We start from the raw sequence: 21,254 nt of genomic DNA, 5'->3' as shown, positions 1-21,254 counted from the left end.
GTTCATCCGATCGATTGACAACCCGTCGAGCGGGCTGGCCGCACGCCTGTCCCCTCAGGCGGCCTCGTTCACATTGGCCTTGCCCCACCAGGCAAGCTCGACCCCCAGCCGTTCGCTCAATATCTGCGGCGCCTTGGGGTCTTCAATATCATATTCGAAGAATTTGGGGTCCGACCCCAGCAACCGGCGACAGGCATCATAATGCCCCTCGATCCAGGTCAGCAATTCGCTGTCCTTGGCGCCAAAGCCCTTGGGCAGGCCGGGAATGTCGGACGCAATGAAGCGTTTGCGCATGTCCAGCCAGCGATTCATGCTCGACACCACCTTGACCGGATCACGATAGTTCAGCGCCAGCAGGCAATCGGGATGATAGCGCCGGATGGCCGCGATGATCTGGAAATCCAGGTTCGGCCAGTAATTCAGCTTGTGCCGCGGCAGGCACACGTCCGCCTGGGTGATGCAATCAATGTTGCCAAAGTCACGCAATGGATCTTCACCCGCCATATAGGCGTCATAGATCATCTTGCCCAAGAATTTGTCGCCCTGCCGCCAATGAAGCGTGGACATGCCACTGGCTTCCAGCGCCTTGTGCAGCGTAGTCGTACCCGACTTGGGAAAGCCAATGACGAACAGTTTCATAAAGCCGCTCCTGATTTCCTAGCGCTGCAATGCCGTAAAAGCCTGTGCAGCATCCCCGACGCCTCTGCTATACGCAGGCGGCGTCACCATGCAATCGCCATTCCTTCCGTTACGGCGAATTTGATCCTGCGCAGGGCTGCATTCCGTGCAGCAGGCGGTTGGTCGGCACCCGATCATCGCGCACGCAGCAACGCATTATAGGACCGCATCATGGCGGCGAAGGTGAACAGGGCCGCGCGCTCGGCAATGATGGCGTCCAGATCAGCGCCCTGCCCCTCTTCCGCCATGGCCCGCGCCCAGGCGGCGGGATCATCGAGCGGCAGCACCTGCCCGGCGGCGCGCCCATCGTCCCCGACGAGCGTTTCCACCTGTTCCGCAATATCGCTGACCAGGCAGGGCAGGCCCGCATGCAACGCCTCCAGCAGGGCGTTGCTTTGCCCTTCAAACCGCGATGGCTGGGCGAAAAGGTCGATCGCCGCCAGCAGGTGCGGGACTTTGTCGCGCGGGACATCGCCCAGCAGATGCAGCCGGTCCTGAACGCCCAGGCTGTCGGCCAATGCCACGACCCGGTCATGCAGGCTGCCGCTGCCCGCCAGCACCAGATGGACATGAGCGGGACATTGGGCGAGCGCTTCGACCAGCAGTTCGGGGTTCTTCTGTTCCTCCAGCCGGCCCAGCGCGCCGACCAGCCGCCCATCTGTCGGCAGGCCGAACAGCGCGCGCGCCGCGCCCTTGTCCAGCGTGCTGCGTGGCCAGTCCTTCAGCCCGTTATGGATGACGACGGCCCGATCGCGCAGCCAGCGGGGATAGGCCGCGCATCCGGCCAGCATCGCGCGCGACACGCCCACGACGTCGGTATAGCTGCCCAGCCATGCGGACAGGCGGTCGGCGGCGCGCATGACCGGCGAATAGGTGTCGCGCGGCACGCGAAAGGACATGATCCGGCGGCGAATTCCGGCCAGCCGCGCGACATTTGCGCCGACCACCGATGCCAGCGGCAGGAACATGATGATGACGTCGGGCCGGTGCGCGCGCAGGCATCGCCATAGCCGCACGACGATCCGCATCATGTCGACGGGCGTGCGGGGGACATGGCCCAGCAGCTTTTGCGCCGGATAGTCCGTGCCGTTCATCGGCTCGCGGTGATACAGGAACACGGCCTTGACCTCATGGCCGCTCGCCTCCAGTCCGGCGGCCAGCCGCAGCGCGGCGATCGGCGCGCCCGACGCATGGGTCATGGTCGTCAGGACCATGACCTTTCTGCCCTTTTCCGGTCTGCCCTTTTCCGGCAGATCAAGCTGCCCGGCCTGCGGCGACATATGGGTCATCGGAATCGGAACTGCGGCGCGATCTGCGCGACGATCAGATGCGATGCCTGGGTCGTCAGATGGCCTTCGTCAAACTGGAGCGGAATATGCTGGCCTGCCCATACGCGGCATGTGCCCCCCGGACAGATGGCCTCCTCCATCGAAATATAGCGCGCGCCCGCCCGCTCGACCGCGACCCGCATGGCCTTGTCCAGACCCGGTCCCGGTTCTCCCCGGAAAGAAGCGGACGATCCGCCGCTTTGATCGGGCCAGGCCTGCGCCAATATTTTGGGCAAGGGCAGTCGATATTCGACGCTGGGGCCGACGATGGTGACGGGCACGGCCGATCCGATCCGCGCGATGGTGTCGCCGATGCGGCGGGCGTCGCCTTTTTTCCAGCGCGCGGAAATGATCACGCCGTCGAGCTGCTTCCCATGGGCGGCGGCAAAATCGAACGCCTTGCTGATGACCTGCGTGCACCGCTCCGGCCCGGCAAAGCGGCCAAGCGGCATGCAGCCCGAAGCATTGGCCTGAAGGAAATGCACATCGGGAAACGCCTTGGTCAGCCCGGCATAGAGATGCGCCGCATGACTGTCGCCGATCAGCAGGACGTTACGCGCCCCGGCACGCAACGACAGGCATTGGGCCGCGTCATAATCCTGCGCGCCCGATCCGCTGGCGATGAAGCAGGTGCCATTGCGCATGGCGGCGCGCGGTGGCGTCTGAAACGCCAATATCTGTTCGGGAACGGCATAGTCGGGCCATATCGCCTTGCGCGCCGGAGCGATCAGCAGGGCCAGCGCCGTGACCGCGACGAAGCTGCCGACCGCCCAGCCATAGACCGGCCCCATGCGGGAATCGGCCCCATGGGGTTTGCGGAACGGCCGTTCGACAAAGCGCCAGGACAGGATGGCAAGCGCCGTGATGATAGCCAGCAGGATCAGCTTGTCGGCCTTGTCGAGTTCGCCTGTCCTCGAGGCATAAAATACGATGACCGGCCAATGCCAGATATAGAGCGAATAGGATATGAGGCCCACAAAGCGCGCCGGCGCCAGCGACAAAAGGCGGGTCGAAAGCGTCTGGAAACCGGCGCCCGCATGGATGAGCGCCGCCGCGCCAAGGCAGGCGGGCGCCGCCAGCAGGCCGGGAAAGGGCATTTTTTCCGAAATGAGCAGGATCGACCCGATGATCAGCAACAGTCCGCCACCCGCAACGATTTCGGCCAGCGGGCGGCTGCGGATGGCGGGCACCACGCCGATCGAGATCAACGATCCAAGCATCAGCTCCCACGCCCGGAACGGCAGCAGGTAGAAGGCCGCTTCGGGTTGCAGCCGGACCATCACCACGGATGCCACGAAGCTGATGATCGTCAGCGCCACGAACACATAGCGCTGCACGGCAAAGCCAAAGCGCAGGATCAGCACCAGCAGCAGCGGCAGGACGATGTAGAATTGCTCCTCCACCGACAGCGACCAGGTGTGCAGCAGCGGGGATGTCTTGGCCCCGGCATCGAAATAGCCCGACTTTGCGTAGAACAGGATGTTCGAAACGAAGAAGATCGAACTGACCACCGTTCGCCCGATCTCCCGCCCTTCGCTCGGAAAATATAGCAGCAGCGCGCCGACGCAGACGAACAGATAGACCGGTATCAGCGCCGGGACGATACGCCTGATGCGGCGTTCGTAGAAACGCGCGATACTGTATCGCTCATTGGACAGGTCGTCATAGATGATCTTCGTGATCAGATAGCCGGAGATCACGAAAAACACGTCCACGCCAACGAAGCCGCCGGGGAACAGGCGGATCGCGCCAAGATGAAAGAAAAGCACGGGCAAGATCGCCAGCGAACGCAGCCCGTCAATGTCCTGGCGATATTTGATCATAGCCCCCACCGTCCCGCCGGTTTCGCGTGCAGGCCCCGACCCGGCCGACCCCGCGCGCCGTCACCACCCCTTGCCATAAGTTATCGCGGCGCACCATGGCAACTGCGCAGATAGGCAGGCTCAGGGCGAACAGGGCGTGCAAAGTATAAATAAGCGCGCGCAAAGCGCCTCCACCATCGCATCTTCGCTGAAAAAATATTTTAGATTCAATCGAATAATGCCTCGCGCCTGCGTTAACCCCGCAAACTCGGCGCAAGTCCGTATCAATACAGGACAATATAATGACGATTTTGCGACGAACAGATTTTTGCTGCGCTTGCGTTGTGCTTAACCTTTGATTAGCCTTTTCGGGCAGGACAAATGTCACCGCGTTCCAGGCGTCCGGAAACGACATCTCATGCAAGAAAATAAAGCGATTTGAGGCACTTGTGTCTCATTCCTTTTGACATCCAGATGGGATTGACAGGCATGACGACAGACGGGCTATTTGAATTTGATATTGTCCCGTCCGACTATGTCGCTGAAGAGGATGGCGAAACCGGTACCGATACAGGCACTGATACCGGCACTGATACCGGCACGGGCGATCCGGAAGGCGATTCGCCGCCACCCCCGCCGGTGAACAGCCCGCCGCAGGTCAATGGCGTGATCGAAGGTCAGCTGACGGGTCAGAACACGCCCTACTCTCTCGTCATACCCGCGACATTCTTCATTGATCCCGATGGCGACGCGCTGACCTACAGCGCCACCTTGTCCGACGGGTCCGCCCTGCCCGACTGGCTGACCTTCTCGCCCGACACGCTGACGTTCAGCGGTCGTGGCCCGACCGACGGGCACCATGATTATACGATATTCCTGAACGCCAGCGATCAAAGCGACAGCGCGACGCTGGCCTTCGACCTGACCGTGTCGGAACGGCCCTTCGTCATTGGAACCCTGCCCAACCTGGTGGTCGAGGAGGATAGTTTCTTTTCCGTTACGATTCCGGCGACCGGCCTGTTTGAGGATCCGGACAGCATATTGACCTTCGGCGGCAGCGTCGGTTCGGACGTCAACAGCTGGCTCAGCTTCGATCCGGCGACCATGACCTTTTCGGGCCAGATGCCGCAGGATTTTTCCAACTGGTTCAACCTGACCGTCTTTGCCACAGACGGCCCCAACAGAGCCCAGATCATTTTCCGCGTCGACGTCAACGACACGCCCGACGCGCCGCTGGACCTTAGCCTGCACACCACATGGGTGAATGAATTTTCGGACATCGGCACTCCGGTGGGCGAATTGTTCTTGGATGATCCGGACAAGGGCGACACTCATGTCTATTCGCTGGTGGACGATGCTGGCGGCGCCTTCGCCGTCGTCGGCGACCAGCTGGTCGTCAACAGCGCGCTGGACATTCGCGCAGGCACGCAGCGCACCGTCGTGGTCCAGGTCGAGGATTCGACCGGTTTCACCTTTCAGAAATCGATCGACATCACGATCAAGGCCGCCCACGACACGATCATCTTCAGCGACGCGCCGCCAGCCACCACCATATTGTGGGTGTCGACGACCGGCGATGACGCGGCCGGGACCGGCAGCGCCGATTCCCCCTTCGCCACGATCCAGCATGCGATCGACAATGCAGGCCCAGGCACCGACATCATGGTGCGGGCCGGAACCTATAATGAAGCGCTCAACCTGAGTGTCGAGGGCACGACCGACGCCCCCATTCGGCTGATTTCCGCCGATGGCGCGGGCGCGGCCGTCATCGCGCCGCCCGCAGTCGCCGAAACAAGCGCCATATCTGGCCGGGGCACCGCCAATTGGGTGATAGACGGGTTCACGGTGCAGGGATCGGACACGATCGGTACCTATGGCGTCAATCTGGTCAGCCGCAATTTCGGTGCGAACGCCGCCTTTCAGGAAGGCTATGCGGGCGACAAGGTCGAAAATATCCTCCTGATCAACAATGTCTTCACCGATTGGGGCATTGACGCGATCCACATCGCCCAGAGCTTTGGCATCCAGATCGTCAACAACAGCATCATCGGCGCGCATGAACAGGGCATCGATTTTGTTGGCACGTCGAAATTGCTGATCCAGGGCAATGTGATTGACGAAATCACGTCCAAGGATGAATGGGAAGCGCTGGACGGACGCGATTACACCGGCGATTCCGCGATCACGGTGAAGGGCGGTTCGACTTTCGTCGAAATCCGCAACAATGTGATCGGCTCGACCGAAGGCCCCGCGATCAAGATCGGCAGCCCCACCGGCATCGCCTATCTGCCGATCGAGGTCGGCGCGGACGGGGACGGCGCGCATTTCGTCAATTATGAAGTGAAACATGCCGTGGTGAGCGGCAACATCGCGACCGACTATCCCACTTCGCTGCTGTTGCAAGGCGCGCAGGACGTGCTGGTCACCGACAATCTGTTCAACACGGCCAATATTTCCAATGTCGCGCGGGGCGTCACAGCCAGCCTTTACGGCGTTGCGGAACAATATATTCCCAGGGGGCTGACCGGCTTTTCCGACGACATCAGCTTCGCCGACAATATCTTCAAGGGCAAGGCGCTGTTCACCAATGCGCCCGGAGCCACGACCTATGATCTGGGCGGCAACGCCGCCTTCGATCCGCTCGCCACATATGACCCGGAACAATATGGATTTGTCGGCGGTGTCGACGGTGGCATCGCGGTGGCCCGCGACCAGATCATCGGCAAGTCGGGCGACGATGTGCTGTACGGCGACCGGTCGGGCCATGCGACGGCGGATTATATCAGCGGCCAGCGTGGCGCGGACATGATGTATGGCGGCCTGGGCGATGACATCTATGTGTTCGACGACCGGAACGACCAGGCCATCGAAGCCGCGGGTGGCGGCCATGACGCGGTCATCCTGACCCGCAATGCGTCGGTGTACAAGGTCGGCACCAGTTCGATCGAGGACGTCTATACGCTGCGTGATCAGGATACCTCGATCAGCGGCAGCGCTGGCCGCAACCGGCTCTATGGCAATATCGGCAACGACAAGTTGCGCGGTGGCGCCGGGGATGACGACCTGTTCGGAGGCGCTGGCAATGACGAACTGGATGGCGGCGCAGACCATGACCGCCTCTATGGTGGCGTGGGCGACGACCGCCTGACCGGGGAAGCGGGCGACGATATATTGGATGGCGGCGCTGGCCGCGACGTCATGCGCGGCGGCGACGGCAAGGATCTTTTGATCAGCTATGACGCCGACGGGTTGATCGATGGCGGCCACAATATCGATACCATCTATCTCGACCGGTCGACCGCAACCGCCGACATCTTCGTCGACATCAGCTACACAAGTTCGTTCAACGCCAATAACAGCCCGATCCTGGAACTGTTCGACGGTACCCGCCTGGTCAATATCGAAACCTTGCAGATAGCGAGCGGCAGCGGGTCGGACTTGCTGCGCGGCGGTGCCTATGCCGACCAGATTTCGGGCGGCGACGGCAATGATGTGATCGAGGGCATGGACGGCGACGATCTGATCTACGGCGGCAATGGCGACGACATCATCCAGGGCGGCAATGGCATCGACAAGATTGATGGCAGCCGCGGGTTCGACTGGATCGATGCGGGCGCGGGCGACGACATCGTGACCAGCAACGATCCCGACCTGATGCTGATCGGCGGCGCGGGCAAGGATACGCTGGCCCTCAACCGGTCGCAGTTCAGCGACGCGCAGATTGTCGATCTTTCGTTGCAGGAACAGGCCGGGGTGATCGTCACGCTGGCCGACGGCACGCAGATTACCGGCTTTGAAACCATCAACTATTCGGCCGGATCGGGCGACGACATCATCACGCTGGGTGCCGGTTCCGATCGGCTGACCGGCGGCAAGGGCTTCGACATATTGTCCGGCGGCAACGGCAATGACGTCATATCCGGCGGCGCCGACGACGATATCATCTATGGCGGCGGCGGACGGGACAAGATTTCGGGCGATGGCGGCGCTGACACGCTCTATGGCGGGTTGGGCGAGGATACGTTCCAGTTCAAGGTCGGGCATGTCCAGGGCGACATAATCGCCGATTTCGAGGGGGCCGGGGTAGCGACCGGCGACCGGCTGGAATTTTCAGGATATGGGCCGGGTGCGACACTGACCTATAATAACGCCACGCAGTTGTGGACCATCGCGACGGCGGACAACAGCATCCAGAACAGTTTTCAGATACTGAACGTCACTGCGCTCAGCAGCGCCGACTATATCATTCTATGATCGCATAGTCGCGGGCGTTGATGCCGTTGCATCGACGCCCATGGTCATGATAGAAGATAAAGCGCCCACCAAGTAGGCCGCGCAATTTTCCTGGCTGTGGCCACAGGATATAGTGTAGATTTTCGGACGTCATCCGGCCCAGAAAGCTATAACGGATGACCGCGAAATATTTTTATACCTAATCTGAAGTTAACTCTACCATATTACACGGTGTTCAGTCGCTCTCGCCTATCCGTATCGGGCAGCGGGAGTATTTTTTCATGACTGAAGATCTCTGGGGCGACGTCACGCCCACGAAAATAATATGGGTCGACGGGGATGCAAGTTATCGGGGGAAGCCGAACGGATCGGCGGAAAAACCCTTCACAACGATTCAGGCAGCCGTCGATGCAGCGACGCCCGGCGCGGCCATCATGGTCAAGGCCGGCGACTATGTCGAAAATGTCCTGATCCCACGCAATGTCAGCGGAACCGACAGCGCGCCCATCTGGCTGATTTCGGCAGACGGCCCACAGGCCGCCCATATCACGGCCAAGAGCGACACGATGGCGACGATCGGCGGCGGGGGCACCGAAAATTTCATCGTCGACGGCTTTCACATCACCGGCGGCAAGAACGGCATTCAGTTCAGCCAGAACGGCAACGACTATACCGACCCCATCAAGAACATCGTTATCAAGAATAACGTGATCGACAATGTGGTGCAGGATGGCGTGAAGGCGAATGGCGGCTCCAACGTCGTCGTCACCAACAATGTCATTACCGGCGGCATCGACGAAAGCATCGACTTCATGTCGATCATCCATGGCGTGATTTCGCACAATGACGTCAGCGGCAATACCGGAACCAGCGCGGCGATCTTTGCCAAGGGCGGATCGTCGGACATCCTGATTTCCAACAATTACGTCCATGGCGTGACGGCTGACGGCATCTCGGTGGGTGGGTGGACATCCTATAATTACAAGATGCTAGAAGGCTATGACGCCTTCCAGGCGTCGGATGTCACCGTGGTCGGCAACCGTGTGGAAGATGTCGGCAAACGTCCCCTCGCCTTTCGCGGCGCGGTCGATTCGGTTGCGACGGGCAATTATCTCGAAGCGGCGGAAGGCTATTACACCGCCGTCCTGGTGGGCAATTCGGCCGCCACCAAATATGGCACCTTCACCAGCCACAATATCAGCGTGACGGACAATTTCATCACGCGCGATACCAAGACGCTGTTCATCGAAGCCGGCAGCGACACCGTGTCCTTCGCCGACAATGCCGTGGCGGCCATCACCGCCGCGACGACCGGCGTTTTGGGCAGCCTGCAGGACGTGCTGGACAAATTGGCTGGCGCGGCCCCGGCCCCGGCGCCCAGCGCCCCGGAAACGCCCAAGGAGGTCGAAGCGCCCAGCGTGCCGGAAGCGCCCAGCGTACCGGAAGCGCCCAGCGTTCCGGAAAAGCCGGTCGTCCCCCAGGTGCCGAGCGAGGCCCAGACCGCGCCATCGAAGCCGGTTGAACCGGGTCTGAAATGGGCAGAGGGTGGCGAAACCGGGCGCGTCGCGGTCAACCAGGGCACGAACGGCAACGATTTGCTGATGTTCAAGAGCGGCACGCTTGCCGGTGGCCTGGGCGACGACAAATATATCGTCAGCAATATCGAAGCGGCCAAGGTCGTGGAAAAGGCTGGCGGCGGCATCGACACCATCGTTGCGACATCGCGCTATATGGTGATGCCTGACCATACCGAAAATCTGGAGATTACCCGGACCGAAGGCGCCGTGGGCATCGGCAATGACGGCGACAATATCATCCGCGGCAATGCGGGCGATGACTTGCTGATCGGCGGCGCGGGCAACAATCTGCTCAGCGGCGGTGCAGGCAATGACATATTCCTGGTGGGCAAGGCCGACGCAGTCACCCGCATCACTGATTTCAGCGCGGGCGACATCATCCACATGGCTGGAGATGAATTTGCAAGCTTCGGCGCGCTGAAGGCGGCGATGCAGCAGGTCGGTCAGGATACGGTGGTCAACCTGTCGGGCGGTCGTCAGATCATCCTCGACAACAGGGACATGAACAGCCTGACGGCCACCGATTTCGACATGCAGGACGCGGGCAGCGCGGCGAAAGGCGCCAACGCCACCTACAAGGTGAGCCTGGACAAGCAGCTCAACAGCTTCGTCGGGGCGGAAACCAACGACAAGCTGTCGGGCAATGGCGCCGCCATCCTGCGCGGCGGCCAGGGCGACGACAGCTACGCCATCAACAAGGTGGGCGATTATGTCATCGAACATGCCAATCAGGGCACCGATACGGTCCTGCTCTACCGGACGAGCTACTCGATCGACACCAATGTCGAAAATGTCATCGTCAACACGAAGGACGCCACGACCGTCATCGGCAACAGCCTTGCCAACCAGATCGTCGGCAATGCTGGCAATGACGTGATCTCAGGCGGCGGCGGCGACGACCTGCTCTATGGCAAGGGCGGCGCGGACACGTTCATGTTCCATTCGCTCAACGATGGTCATGACACGATCGCCGACTTCGAATTCCGCAAGGATCATATCGACGTCAGCGACCTTCGGCACGATCACCCGGCCGTGACCTTCTCCACCCATCTTGGCCCCGACGGCCTCGACATCATCGCCACGCTATCCGGGCAATCCTACACCTTTGCCACGCTGGCCGGTGTCAAAAAGACCTATGCGCTGGACGACATATTGGTCGGCTGATCCATGGCTGTGACGGCCAGGGGTCAGCACTGACCAGAGGGCCTGAACAGCATCACGGGGAACCAGCAGACCGCCAGTGAATAAGCCCGCAATCCTGCGGGCTTATTCATTTGGACGGCTCATGCTGATCCCGCATGCCGGCCCGCACGAACGGATCGTCGTGCAGCGATCGACCGGCCGTTTCCGGCATGAAGCGGAGCGCGATCAGGCCGATGACGCAGGCCGCCATCATGTAGAAAGCGGGCATCAGTTCATTGCCGGTCCAGCCGATCAGCGCGCTGCCGATCGCAGGCGCGGTGCCGCCGAACAGCGACGTCGAGATATTATAGGCGATGGCGAAGCCCGCAAAGCGCGCGGCTGTCGGGAACAGCGCCGGGAAGGTTGCGGAAATCGTCGCCAGTTGCGGGACATAGAGCAGGCCCAGCAGCACGAACCCGACAATCGCGCCCACCAACCCCGTCGCCATCAGCATGTAGAGCGGCACGACCGCCACCAGCAGGCCCACGAGCGACAGGCGCCACATCGCCCGCCGGCCGACCCGGTCGGACATATGCCCGGCAAAGGGCAGGAACAGCATCATGAACAGCATGCCGATGATCGGCACGATCAACGCTTCGTCCGGGGACAGGCCGATGCGGCGCTGCAAATAGGTCGGCATGTAGCTGAGCAGGGTATAGTTGACGACATTGAGCGCCACGACCAGTCCGGCGACGACCAGCATCGGCCGCTTATGGTCGCGCAACAGCCGTGCAAGCGGCGGCGATCCGCTGCCTTCGGCGGCCTGCTGGCGAAACACCGGCGTATCCTCCATCCGCGACCTTAGATACATGCCGATCAGGCCCATCGGCGCGGCCACCAGGAACGGGATGCGCCACCCCCAGTCATGCATCGCGGCGTCACCCAGCAGCAGCGAAAAGCCCAGCATCAGCGCCGCGCCGAACGAAAAGCCCGCCAGCGTGCCAAACTCCAGGAAACTGCCATAAAAGCCGCGCCGGTCGTCGGGCGCATATTCGGCCATGAAGGTCGCCGCGCCGCCATATTCGCCGCCGGTCGAAAAGCCCTGCACCATCCGCAGCAGGATCAGCAGCGCAGGCGCGGCCCAGCCGATCTGCGCATAGGAGGGGATGAGGCCGACAGCCAGTGTCGCGCCCGACATCAGCAATATGGTGAGCGCCAATACCGACTTGCGCCCCAGCCGGTCCCCCATCGGTCCCCAGAACAGGCCACCCAGAGGCCGCACCAGAAAGGAGATGGCGAAGGTCGCCAGCGCGAACAGCACCGCATCGTCCACCTCGCCGGGGAAAAGCGCGGCCGAGATATAGGTCACGCCATAGGCGTAGATCCCATAGTCGAACCATTCCGTGGCGTTGCCCAGCGCCGACGCGGCGATCGCGCGGCGCAGGGTGGCGTTGTCGGCCTGCGCCAGGGCGTCGGGCACGGCGGGCATGGCAGAAGCGGTCATTCGTCAAGTCCGTCCGATGTATTGGGATCGAGCAGCGCCGCCATCGGCGTCGTACGTGGCACGATCTGGAAATTCTGCTGGTCAGGCAGGGGAACAGGGGGTGTCGCGGCCTGCCGCCACAGACCGAAGGCAAGCGTCGCGGCGGCGCAGAGGGCGATGAACAGGAAGAGGCCGCCGCCAGGGGCAAGGCTCATCATCATCGCGGCCCCCAGCGGACCGATCGCCGCGCCCACCGAATAGAGCAAGACCAGCCGCCCGCTCGCCGCGACCCGCTCGTTCGCGAGCAGCCGGTCGTTGCAGTGCGCGACGCAAAGCGGATAGAGCGCGAAGCTGAGGCCGCCGAACAACCCGCCCAGCGCCAGCAACGCCAGTCCGCCCGACGCCAGCATCGCCAGAAGCACGCAGACCGCCAGCGTCGCGGCGAAGCAGCCGACGATCACCCGCCGCCGGTCGAGCCGGTCGGACAGGCGCCCCAACGGCCATTGCAGCGCAACCCCGCCCAGGATCACGATCATCATGAAGCTGGCGGTCGCGCCCAGATTCAGCCCCAGCCGCCGGACATGCACCGCCGCCATGCCGTAGAATGCGCCCAGCATCAGCCCCGTCGCAACCGATCCGACCGTGCCGAGCGGCGAGGATGCGTACAGGGCGCGGATCGTGAAGGCCTCCGCCTCTACCGGCGCAGGCGCGCTGCTGCGGGTCAGGCAGAGCGGAATGATAGCAAGCGAAACGAGGATCGACGCGATCTGGAACGGCACCGCAGGCAGCGCCCCGCTTGCCCCCAGCAGCAACTGCCCGACCGCCTGTCCCGAATAGAGCGCGACCATATAGGCGGCCAATATGCTGCCGCGCGTTTCGGCTTCGGCCCGGTCGTTGAGCCAGCTTTCAAGGCAGATGAACACGCCCGCGACACACATGCCGTCGATCAGGCGCAGGCAGGCCCAGAACAGTGGATATTGTAGCAGCGCATAGGCAAGCGTACTCGCCGACAACAGCGACACGAAGGCGGCGAATGCGCGGATATGCCCGACCTGCCGCACGATCGACCCCGCGCGCAATGCGCCGATCACCAGCCCGCCGAAATAGGCGGTGGCGACCGCGCCGATCGCCATCGTGCCCGCCCCGGCCCGCTCCAGCCGAAGGCCGATGAGCGTGGACAGAAAGCCGCTGCCCGCCATCAATATGAAGATGGCGAGCAGCAGGCTGCGGACAGGATGGACGGCGGCAAGCATGGATGATGCGGATGCGCGGCTCAGGCCGCGCGCCGGCCTTTCATCGCTTCGCGGCCATCTTCCACCAGCGCGCGGTGCAGCGCGCGAACGGCGGTGTCATACTGGTCGACATCGACGATGAACTGCACGTCGATATTGCGGATCTGGTGCTGCATCGCGACGATCGGCACATGCGCGTCCGCCAGCGCCTGCAAGGCGTCCGTCATCAGTCCCGGCCGTGAAATGTCGCTGCCGATGACGGACACGATCGCGACCGGGTGGGACGATATGGACGCATCGGGATATTGCGCCTGAAGGTCGGCGATCACCCGCTTCACCGTCGCGACATCGGCCGACAGATAGTGGGTGATGGTGTTGGCGTTGGATGCCTTGCTGACGATCCATGCGCCATGGCGGGCCAGCGCGTCCAGAATGGCGGCGTCATAGCCTTTCACCCCGACCATATCCTGTTCGAAAAATTGCAGGGCCTGTGCATGGCGCACGCCGGTCACGATTTCCACGCGCGGCGTATCCGAAACATAGTTGCCGCAGATGAGCGTGCCGCCATCCTCCCGGTCGAACGTGTTTCGTACCCGCAGCGGAATGTCGGTCTGGCGCAGCCCCCTGCCCGCGCCGGGATGGATCGCCTCCATCCCAAGATTCGCCAGCTGGTCCGCCACATCATAATTGGTGCGACCGATCTTGCGGGCCTTGCCCGTGCCGACGAGCCGCGGATCGGCGCTCGACAGATGAAATTCCTTGTGGATGATCGCTTCGCGCGCTTTGGTCAGCACCGCGATGCGCGAAAATGTCATTTCCGAATAGCCCCGCGCATAGCGCCGCACCATGCCCTCCGTGCACCCGGCATAGCCAGTGACGATCGGCAGGGTGGTCGACAGGTCGATAGACGCGAATGCCTGCCTGATCCGATCGTCCAGTTCGCGCATATCCTGCTGGTCCCACAAGGTGAGATCGACGAACTGGGCATTGACGCCCCGGTCGCGCAGCAGCAGCGCCGTCGAATGGGCGCTGTGCGCTTCGCCCAGACCCGCCAGCAGCTCGCGCACCGTCATCAGCTGTTCCTTGACGCAGAAACGGCCATGGCTGCGCAGACGCGCCAGATCGTCAAGGCAGGCGGCCACGGCGTCGATCCGCATGTCGACAAAGGCGTTGGCCTCCGCCAGCCGGTCGGCGCGGACGAACATGGTGGCATTATGGTCCCGCATCGCACGGCGCACCATGTCCATCGCCTGGCGCCAGCCCGTCGCATCATCGTCGGCGACGAAACGGGCATAGACTCCGGCGTCGCCGCTCTTCTTATGTTCCAGCAACAGGTCGGTCATCCCGGCATAGGCCGACACCACGAAAATCCGGTTGTAGAGGTCCGCGCCCTTGCGGCCCGCGATCAGTACATTGTCGAACAATGTCGCGGTCGCGGCCATGGAGGTGCCGCCGATCTTTTCGACGCTATGGATATTGCTCATGCCAGTGCCTCCTCCATCAGCGGCCCGGTGACGGGCGTGATCACCTGCGGCTCGCCGCGCGCGGCGATGAAGTCGGGGCGCGGCCGGTCGACGCCGAAGGGCGCGTCCAGCCGGTTCGACACGGCATTATAGACCAGGAAGGCATTGGCACGCGGGAACGGCGTGATGTTGCCGTTCGACCCATGCATGACGTTGCAGTCGAAGATCACCACCGATCCCGGCTTTCCCGTCGGGGCGACGATGCCGAACTTGTGGGCCAGCTCGGCAAGACTGTCCTCGTCAGGGACGCCATATTCCTGCTTCTTGAGTGACTGGCGGTAATGATCCTGCGGCGTTTCGCCAACGCAGGTCAGGAATTGACGGTGCGATCCGGGGATCAGCATCAACGGGCCGTTATGCGGCGTATTTTCCGCCAGCAACACCGACATGGACAGCGCCCGCATGCGCGGCATTCCATCTTCGACATGCCAGGTTTCAAAATCGCTGTGCCAGTAGAATTCCTTGCCCTGGAAACCCGGCTTATAGTTCAGTCTCGACTGATGCATGTAGACATCGTCGCCCAGCAGGAAGCGGGCCACCCCGGCCAGCCGCTCGTCGGCGGCCAGTCGTCCGATCACCCGGCTCTGGGCATGGATGCGGAAGATCGACCGGACTTCCTTGCCGCCCGGTTCGGTAATGACCGTTTCCTCCTCCAGCGCGTCGGGATCGCCAAGCAGCATCCCGGCCTCGCTCTGAAGAAAGGCGATCTCCGCATCGGAAAACAGATCCTCCAGCACGACAAAGCCGTCGCGGTCGAAGGCGTCGGCCTGTTCGCGGCTGACGGGCGCGTCCGCGTTCCAGGCGCTATGGACGACGGGATCGAGACGCGGCAAAAATTCCGCCATGGTCGCATGGCGGGATGGGTAGAGGTCTTTCATGGGACTCCCCCTTTGTTCGTTCATGGAAAATTCGAAATGGCCGGTTCGGGACCGGCCGGCGCTGCATCGGTTCGTTTCGACCGAGTGAGGGGCAGCGCCATCGCCCGGCCCTACTCGGCCAACGCCGGTTCGCGCGCGACGCTGGCTTCGGCGGGATAAGCGCCATTTTCGTCATGCACTTCCGTGCCGGTCACCGGCGGATTGAAGGTGCAGGCGCACAATATGTCGGTTTCGGGCCGCACTACATGCCGGTCATGTGCGTTGAGCGCATACATGACCCCCGGCGCCAGTTGATGGGTAATGCCGCTGTCCAGATCCTCGATAGTGCCCGTGCCCTTGAGCACCAGCACCGCCTCCAGATGATTCTGGTAATGCATGTGCAATTCCCCGCCAGCGTACATGGTCGTGACGTGGAAGGAGAAGCCCATATTGTCGTCCTTCAGCAGAAGGCGCGCGCTTTCCCAGCCCTTGGACTTCACGTTGCGGTCGGACTTGCGAATATCCTGCAGTTTGCGAATGATCATAGCTGATAACTCCTCTTATTCTGCGGCGACGCCATAAGTGACGCCCAGCGCGGACCGGATGCTCTCCTCAAGAATGTCGAGGCCGGCCGACAGCACGGCGTCCTCGATCACGAGGGGCGCCAGCACCTTGACGATCTCGTCATGCGCGCCGCTGGTTTCGATGATGAGCCCCTGCGCAAAGCAGGCGGCGGTGATGGTTTCGGCGACATCGCCCGATCCGACGTCGATGCCGCGCATCATGCCGCGACCGCGCGTGGACAGCCCATGTTCGGCCGCCATCGCGTCCAGTCGCCGCGCCAGCAGCGCGCCGCGACGGGCCACATCCTGCCGGAAGCGATCGTCGCTCCAGAAATGGCGCAGCGTGGCCGTCGCCGTGACGAAGGCATGATTATTGCCCCGAAAGGTGCCATTATGCTCGCCCGGCGCCCATTGATCGAGTTCCGGGCGGAACAGCGTCAACGCAAAGGGCAGGCCCATGCCCGACAAAGACTTGGCCATCGTGACGATGTCGGGCGTGAAGCCCATGCCTTCGAAGCTGAAGAAATTGCCGGTGCGACCGCAGCCCGCCTGAATATCATCGACGATCATCAGCGCGCCGTGACGCTTGGCGATCTCCGCAATCTTGCGCAGCCACTCCGGCGACGCGGCATTGAGGCCGCCTTCGCCCTGCACCGTTTCGACCAGAATGGCCGCTGGCGCGTCCAGCCCGCTCGACGGGTCGGACAAGCGCCGCTCAAGCAATTCGGCAGTGTCGACGTCGGGGCCATGATAGCCGTCATAGGGTTCATGCGCGACATGGCTCAGCGGCACGCCCGCGCCGCCGCGCTTGGCGGCATTGCCGGTGCAGGCGAGCGCGCCCAGCGTCATGCCGTGGAAACCGTTGGTAAAGGCGATCACCATTTCGCGGCCGGTAATCTTGCGCGCCAGCTTGATCGCCGCCTCCACCGCATTGGTGCCGGTCGGTCCGGTGAACATGGCGCGATAATCAAGACCGCGGGGCTTGAGGATGACATCTTCCAGCGCGGCGAGGAAATCCGCCTTGGCGTCGGTGTGAAGGTCAAGCCCATGGGTGATGCCGTCGCCAGCGAGATAGTCGACCAGCGCACTCTTCAGCACCGGATGATTATGGCCATAATTCAGCGTCGAGCAGCCCGACAGGAAATCCAGATAGCGACCGCCCTGATTGTCGTGCATCCACACGCCCTGCGCGCGGTTGAACTGGCGCGGCATGGCGCGGGCATAGCTGCGCACCCCCGATTCACGCCGTTCATAGATACGGGTGTCCGGAATGGACGCGGTCGGTTTGGGCTGTGTGATGATGGTCATGATGGTCAAATCTCTTTCAAATATGCGTCAGGGTCGGCAGCGGGCCGATACGCGCCTGCCATTCGGTGTCATGTGCGCCGGCAAAATGGGCTTCGCGCTCGAAACGGGCCGTTTTTTCAAGCGTCGCGTTCCAGCGGTGCGCCAGTCCTTCAAACAGGCCCCAGGATGCGCGATTATCTTCGGTCACGGTGGTCGTCAGATAGGCGACGCCGCTTTGCTCTGGTCGCGCCAGCAGCGCTTCGATCATGCGCCCGCCAAGACGCTGCCCCCGCACGGCGGATGACACCGCGACCTGCCAGACAAAGAAATTTTCGGGCGCTGCCGGGGGGCGATAGCCCGATACCCAGCCAACCACCGCGCCAGCGCGTTCGGCGATGATGCAGCTATCGGCAAAGTCCGTGCATTGCAGCAGATTGCAATAGGCCGAATTGGGATCGAGCGGCGGACAGGCCGCGATCAATCCGCTGATGACCGGCCCGTCGGTCGCTACGGGCTTGCGGAACATGATGTCCTGCCCCTCGCCCTGTTCAGAGCGCGCAGAAGCCCGTGGCGGCGAAGCGGCCGCTGTAGCTTGGGAATCGAAGATTGTTTATCTCCCGAATTATATTTTTACGCGGAGAAGCAGATTCCCCGGCGAGATGATCGACTATATGCCTTTTTAGGGCGCCATTTTCAACCCCGAACGGCAAATAATGTTTCAATCAATGAAGGATAAAAATGGAAATTTCGGGTGCAATGGCGCTTCCTCTGGCTTCGCGCTATGGGCGTTGGGATGAACTCCGAAATAGCCTCGCTAACCCTGCGCGCCCTGCGCCGCGTGCTGCGCGCGACAGAGATTGGCAGCCGCCAGCTCGCCTCCACGACAGGCCTCACGCCTTCGCAATTGCTGGTGCTGCATGAAATCGACACACGCGGATCAGCCATGCCCTCGGCAGTGGCGCAGACGCTGCAATTCAGCCAGGCAACGATCACCGCGATCGTGGATCGGCTCGTCGCGCTCGGCTTCGTTCAGCGCCAGCGCGGGGAGCGCGACAAGCGGCAGATCCACCTGACCCTGTTGCCCGATGGCAGCAAGGCGCTGGCCGGCGCGCCCGATCCGTTGCAAATGCGCTTCATCGACCGGTTCGATGCCCTGCCAGCCTGGGAACAGGCCATGATCCTTGCCGCGGCGGAAAAGCTGGCGGTGCTGATGGATGCCGACACCATCGATGCCGCACCCTTGCTCGACGGCGGACGGATAGACCGGTCGGAACCGCATTGAGGCCCATCCCGGTCCTCTGGTCGCCGACGTGAACGGCATGGGCCGCCCTCCACACCGGCGCTTCGTCGCCAATAACGGCCTCAGACTTCCAGATCTGCCGTGACGTCCTTCCTGATGGCGCTGACATCACGACGCGGTGGCTGGCCGAACAGACGCCGATAGTCGCGATTGAATTGCGATGCGCTTTCATAGCCGACCGCAAAGCCCGCTGCGGCAGCTTCGTTGGTTTCCGACAGGAGCAGGCGGCGCGCGGCCTGAAGCCGGACCTGCTTCTGGAACTGGATGGGTGTCAGCGTCGTCGCCGCCTTGAAATGGCGGTGCAGGCTGGCCGCGCTCATCGCAGCCATGCCGGCCAGTTCATCGATGCTGATCGGGTCAGCATAATGATCGGTGATCCAGCGCAGCACGCGGGCAATGCGCGCTATGGCGCCGCCCGCCAACCCGATCTGGCGCAGGCTTCCCCCGTGCGGTCCGGTCAGCAGCCGCCAGACGATCTCGTGGCGGATCAGCGGGGCCAGCACCGGCAGATCGCGGGGCGTATCAAGCAAAGCGAACAGGCGAATGAGGGGATCGAGCAAGGACGGATCCAGCGCGCCGACCACCAGCGGCCCGCGTTCGGCGACAGGCGACGCATCCTCCAGTTCGACGACCAGTTCCGCGATCATTGCCGGATCGATGGTCAGGCTGAAGGCCATATAGGGCCGATCGGGCGAGGCTTCGACAATCTGGGCCGTTACCGGCAGGTCCATCGACGCGATCAGATATTGACCCTGGGTATAGCGCCATGCCTGTTCGCCCAGCAGGCTGATCTTCGATCCTTGCAGCACCACGCAGAATGATGTGCGATAGATGGATCGCATGATGTCGCTGGGCTGTTCGGCATGGCTGAGGAATAGGCCGTCAATCTGCGTCTCTCGCCCCTTGGCGTGCCAGTGTCGCGCCAGCAACCCGCGCAGATGGTCCATCGCATCTCTCATGACGCGATGGTAGCCGCGGGCCTTCCGCCGTTCCATCCCGCGCCCGCGCTTTGCGACTATCGGGCAAGAGTTTGCGAGAATCGGCGTAGCCCGTTCGCTGTCGGGGCGTATATTTCAACCATCCCCCCATCGAAGGAATCTCCCATGCGCTATCGCCCACTCGGCCCCAGCGGCCTGTTTGTTTCGGAAATCTGCCTTGGCACCATGACCTTTGGCGGGGGCGAAGGCATATGGGGCCTGATCGGCCAGTTGCAGCAGGATGAGGCCGATGCGCTGGTGCGGGCGGCGGTGGATGCCGGCGTCAATTTCATCGATACCGCCAATGTCTATGCCGGCGGCCAGAGCGAGCGCATCCTGGGCCAGGCCATTCGCAATCTGGGCCTTGCCCGCGAAGATCTGGTAATTGCAACCAAGGTGCTGGGCCCCATGGGCAGCGGCCCCAACGCCAACGGCGCGTCGCGCAAGCATATTCACGACCAGATCAAGGGCAGCCTGCAGCGTTTGCAGATGGAATATATCGACCTGTATCAGATCCACGGTTTCGACGCGGCAACCCCGATCGAGGAAACGCTTGATGCGCTCGATGCTTTGGTACGCCAGGGACTGGTGCGCTATATCGGCCTGTCCAACTGGGCCGCGTGGCAGATCATGAAGGCGGTCGGCCTGGCGCGCGCCCGGCAACTGGCGCCCATTCTGTCGCTACAGGCCTATTACACATTGGTCGGGCGCGACCTGGAGCGTGAGATCGCGCCAATGCTGACCAGCGAAAGGCTGGGGTTGATGGTATGGAGTCCTCTGGCGGGCGGCTTTCTGTCCGGCAAATATAGCCGCGAGCATGAAGAGGCGGGCGACGGTCGCCGTGCCGCCTTCGATTTCCCTCCCGTGGATCGGGACCGGGGCTATGCGGTCATCGATGCCCTGCGCCCGATTGCGGCAGCCCATGGGGTCAGCGTGGCGCGCATCGCGCTGGCGTGGCTGCTGCATCAGCCTGTTGTGACGAGCGTGATCATCGGGGCGAAGCGTCCCGAACAGCTGGCCGACAATCTGGCCGCGACCACGATCCGCCTGACCGCTGAGGATCTGTCGGCGCTGGACGCGGTCAGCCGCTTGCCTGCGGAATATCCGGGCTGGATGCTGGAGCGGCAGGGCGCCTATCGCGCTGCAAGTTGAGAGCGGTAGGACGTCTGGCTGCGTGGTCGCGACGACCTGAGCGGATAGCAGCCATCGCCGCCTACGCCGTCGATTGTGTGTGCATGTGTTGCTGAACGAGGAACGCCACCCAGGGATTTCCCTGGGCGGCGTATGGTGTG

General features: G+C 62.6%; 15 protein-coding genes. 4 read left to right on the top strand and 11 right to left on the bottom strand.

All coding sequences use genetic code 11. The annotated features are described in order from the left end of the window. Window positions 1-54: 54 nt before the first annotated feature. From SX1_RS04865 to SX1_RS04855, 3 genes are all read right to left on the bottom strand, one after another. The gene (locus SX1_RS04865) at window positions 55-639 is read right to left on the bottom strand and encodes a sulfotransferase family protein (RefSeq protein WP_017181208.1); all 585 of its coding nucleotides are present in this window, start codon (window positions 637-639) and stop codon (window positions 55-57) included. Between the two features lie 173 nt (window positions 640-812). Then, complete coding sequence (locus SX1_RS04860; RefSeq protein ID WP_019052156.1) at window positions 813-1,967, bottom strand: glycosyltransferase family 4 protein; 1,155 nt, start codon at window positions 1,965-1,967, stop codon at window positions 813-815. Beyond that, window positions 1,964-3,829 carry an acyltransferase family protein gene (locus tag SX1_RS04855; protein ID WP_019052155.1) on the bottom strand — a complete coding sequence of 622 codons (1,866 nt, stop codon included), beginning with the start codon at window positions 3,827-3,829 and terminating at the stop codon, window positions 1,964-1,966. The genes SX1_RS04860 and SX1_RS04855 overlap by 4 nt, the downstream gene beginning before the upstream one ends. 468 nt (window positions 3,830-4,297) lie before the next feature. On the opposite strand from SX1_RS04855, the gene SX1_RS04850 reads away from it, so the two are divergent. Both SX1_RS04850 and SX1_RS04845 read left to right on the top strand, forming a co-directional pair. Beyond that, entirely contained in the window at window positions 4,298-8,062 is a 3,765-nt protein-coding gene (locus SX1_RS04850; RefSeq protein WP_026149517.1) for a putative Ig domain-containing protein, read from the top strand. A gap of 260 nt (window positions 8,063-8,322) precedes the next feature. Continuing rightward, the gene (locus SX1_RS04845; protein ID WP_019052153.1) at window positions 8,323-10,782 is read left to right on the top strand and encodes a right-handed parallel beta-helix repeat-containing protein; all 2,460 of its coding nucleotides are present in this window, start codon (window positions 8,323-8,325) and stop codon (window positions 10,780-10,782) included. 106 nt (window positions 10,783-10,888) lie between these two features. Here SX1_RS04845 and SX1_RS04840 read toward each other — a convergent pair whose 3' ends face one another. The 7 genes from SX1_RS04840 to ectA form a co-directional block, all read right to left on the bottom strand. After that, entirely contained in the window at window positions 10,889-12,244 is a 1,356-nt protein-coding gene (locus tag SX1_RS04840) for an MFS transporter (protein ID WP_019052152.1), read from the bottom strand. Next, window positions 12,241-13,476 carry an MFS transporter gene (locus SX1_RS04835; protein WP_019052151.1) on the bottom strand — a complete coding sequence of 412 codons (1,236 nt, stop codon included), beginning with the start codon at window positions 13,474-13,476 and terminating at the stop codon, window positions 12,241-12,243. Before SX1_RS04835 ends, SX1_RS04840 begins: the two co-directional genes overlap by 4 nt. Window positions 13,477-13,496: 20 nt before the next feature. After that, on the bottom strand, window positions 13,497-14,939 hold the full coding sequence (locus SX1_RS04830) for an aspartate kinase (protein WP_019052150.1): 1,443 nt from the start codon (window positions 14,937-14,939) through the stop codon (window positions 13,497-13,499). Next, window positions 14,936-15,856, bottom strand: a complete 921-nt coding sequence (gene thpD, locus SX1_RS04825; RefSeq protein WP_019052149.1) for an ectoine hydroxylase — start codon at window positions 15,854-15,856, stop codon at window positions 14,936-14,938. Before thpD ends, SX1_RS04830 begins: the two co-directional genes overlap by 4 nt. A 110-nt stretch (window positions 15,857-15,966) precedes the next feature. Continuing rightward, a complete protein-coding gene (locus tag SX1_RS04820) occupies window positions 15,967-16,380 on the bottom strand; it encodes an ectoine synthase (protein ID WP_017181217.1) in 414 nt (137 codons plus the stop codon). A 15-nt stretch (window positions 16,381-16,395) separates the two neighbouring features. Continuing rightward, the gene (gene ectB / locus SX1_RS04815) at window positions 16,396-17,706 is read right to left on the bottom strand and encodes a diaminobutyrate--2-oxoglutarate transaminase (RefSeq protein ID WP_019052148.1); all 1,311 of its coding nucleotides are present in this window, start codon (window positions 17,704-17,706) and stop codon (window positions 16,396-16,398) included. A gap of 16 nt (window positions 17,707-17,722) precedes the next feature. Further along, the gene (gene ectA, locus SX1_RS04810) at window positions 17,723-18,211 is read right to left on the bottom strand and encodes a diaminobutyrate acetyltransferase (RefSeq protein WP_017181219.1); all 489 of its coding nucleotides are present in this window, start codon (window positions 18,209-18,211) and stop codon (window positions 17,723-17,725) included. A gap of 267 nt (window positions 18,212-18,478) precedes the next feature. Between ectA and SX1_RS04805 the strand changes: the two genes are divergently transcribed. Continuing rightward, window positions 18,479-18,967: a MarR family winged helix-turn-helix transcriptional regulator gene (locus tag SX1_RS04805; RefSeq protein ID WP_157410112.1), complete on the top strand. Its 489-nt coding sequence runs from the start codon at window positions 18,479-18,481 to the stop codon at window positions 18,965-18,967. A gap of 80 nt (window positions 18,968-19,047) precedes the next feature. Here SX1_RS04805 and SX1_RS04800 read toward each other — a convergent pair whose 3' ends face one another. Beyond that, window positions 19,048-19,932: an AraC family transcriptional regulator gene (locus tag SX1_RS04800; RefSeq protein WP_086012660.1), complete on the bottom strand. Its 885-nt coding sequence runs from the start codon at window positions 19,930-19,932 to the stop codon at window positions 19,048-19,050. 156 nt (window positions 19,933-20,088) lie between these two features. On the opposite strand from SX1_RS04800, the gene SX1_RS04795 reads away from it, so the two are divergent. Next, window positions 20,089-21,114, top strand: a complete 1,026-nt coding sequence (locus SX1_RS04795) for an aldo/keto reductase (protein WP_019052145.1) — start codon at window positions 20,089-20,091, stop codon at window positions 21,112-21,114. Window positions 21,115-21,254 lie beyond the last annotated feature (140 nt).

Source organism: Sphingobium xenophagum NBRC 107872, assembly GCF_000367345.1.
Classification (GTDB): Bacteria; Pseudomonadota; Alphaproteobacteria; order Sphingomonadales; family Sphingomonadaceae; genus Sphingobium; species Sphingobium xenophagum.
Note: the sequence above shows the minus strand (reverse complement) of the source record. Positions and strands in the feature narration are given on the sequence as shown.

What these genes read in the sequence shown, in the direction of transcription:
- SX1_RS04865 (WP_017181208.1), bottom strand. Translation starts at nt 639, where the DNA reads ATGAAACTGTTCGTCATTGGCTTTCCCAAGTCGGGTACGACTACGCTG.
- SX1_RS04860 (WP_019052156.1), bottom strand. Translation starts at nt 1,967, where the DNA reads ATGACCCATATGTCGCCGCAGGCCGGGCAGCTTGATCTGCCGGAAAAG.
- SX1_RS04855 (WP_019052155.1), bottom strand. Translation starts at nt 3,829, where the DNA reads ATGATCAAATATCGCCAGGACATTGACGGGCTGCGTTCGCTGGCGATC.
- SX1_RS04850 (WP_026149517.1), top strand. Translation starts at nt 4,298, where the DNA reads ATGACGACAGACGGGCTATTTGAATTTGATATTGTCCCGTCCGACTAT.
- SX1_RS04845 (WP_019052153.1), top strand. Translation starts at nt 8,323, where the DNA reads ATGACTGAAGATCTCTGGGGCGACGTCACGCCCACGAAAATAATATGG.
- SX1_RS04840 (WP_019052152.1), bottom strand. Translation starts at nt 12,244, where the DNA reads ATGACCGCTTCTGCCATGCCCGCCGTGCCCGACGCCCTGGCGCAGGCC.
- SX1_RS04835 (WP_019052151.1), bottom strand. Translation starts at nt 13,476, where the DNA reads ATGCTTGCCGCCGTCCATCCTGTCCGCAGCCTGCTGCTCGCCATCTTC.
- SX1_RS04830 (WP_019052150.1), bottom strand. Translation starts at nt 14,939, where the DNA reads ATGAGCAATATCCATAGCGTCGAAAAGATCGGCGGCACCTCCATGGCC.
- thpD (WP_019052149.1), bottom strand. Translation starts at nt 15,856, where the DNA reads ATGAAAGACCTCTACCCATCCCGCCATGCGACCATGGCGGAATTTTTG.
- SX1_RS04820 (WP_017181217.1), bottom strand. Translation starts at nt 16,380, where the DNA reads ATGATCATTCGCAAACTGCAGGATATTCGCAAGTCCGACCGCAACGTG.
- ectB (WP_019052148.1), bottom strand. Translation starts at nt 17,706, where the DNA reads ATGACCATCATCACACAGCCCAAACCGACCGCGTCCATTCCGGACACC.
- ectA (WP_017181219.1), bottom strand. Translation starts at nt 18,211, where the DNA reads ATGTTCCGCAAGCCCGTAGCGACCGACGGGCCGGTCATCAGCGGATTG.
- SX1_RS04805 (WP_157410112.1), top strand. Translation starts at nt 18,479, where the DNA reads ATGAACTCCGAAATAGCCTCGCTAACCCTGCGCGCCCTGCGCCGCGTG.
- SX1_RS04800 (WP_086012660.1), bottom strand. Translation starts at nt 19,932, where the DNA reads ATGGACCATCTGCGCGGGTTGCTGGCGCGACACTGGCACGCCAAGGGG.
- SX1_RS04795 (WP_019052145.1), top strand. Translation starts at nt 20,089, where the DNA reads ATGCGCTATCGCCCACTCGGCCCCAGCGGCCTGTTTGTTTCGGAAATC.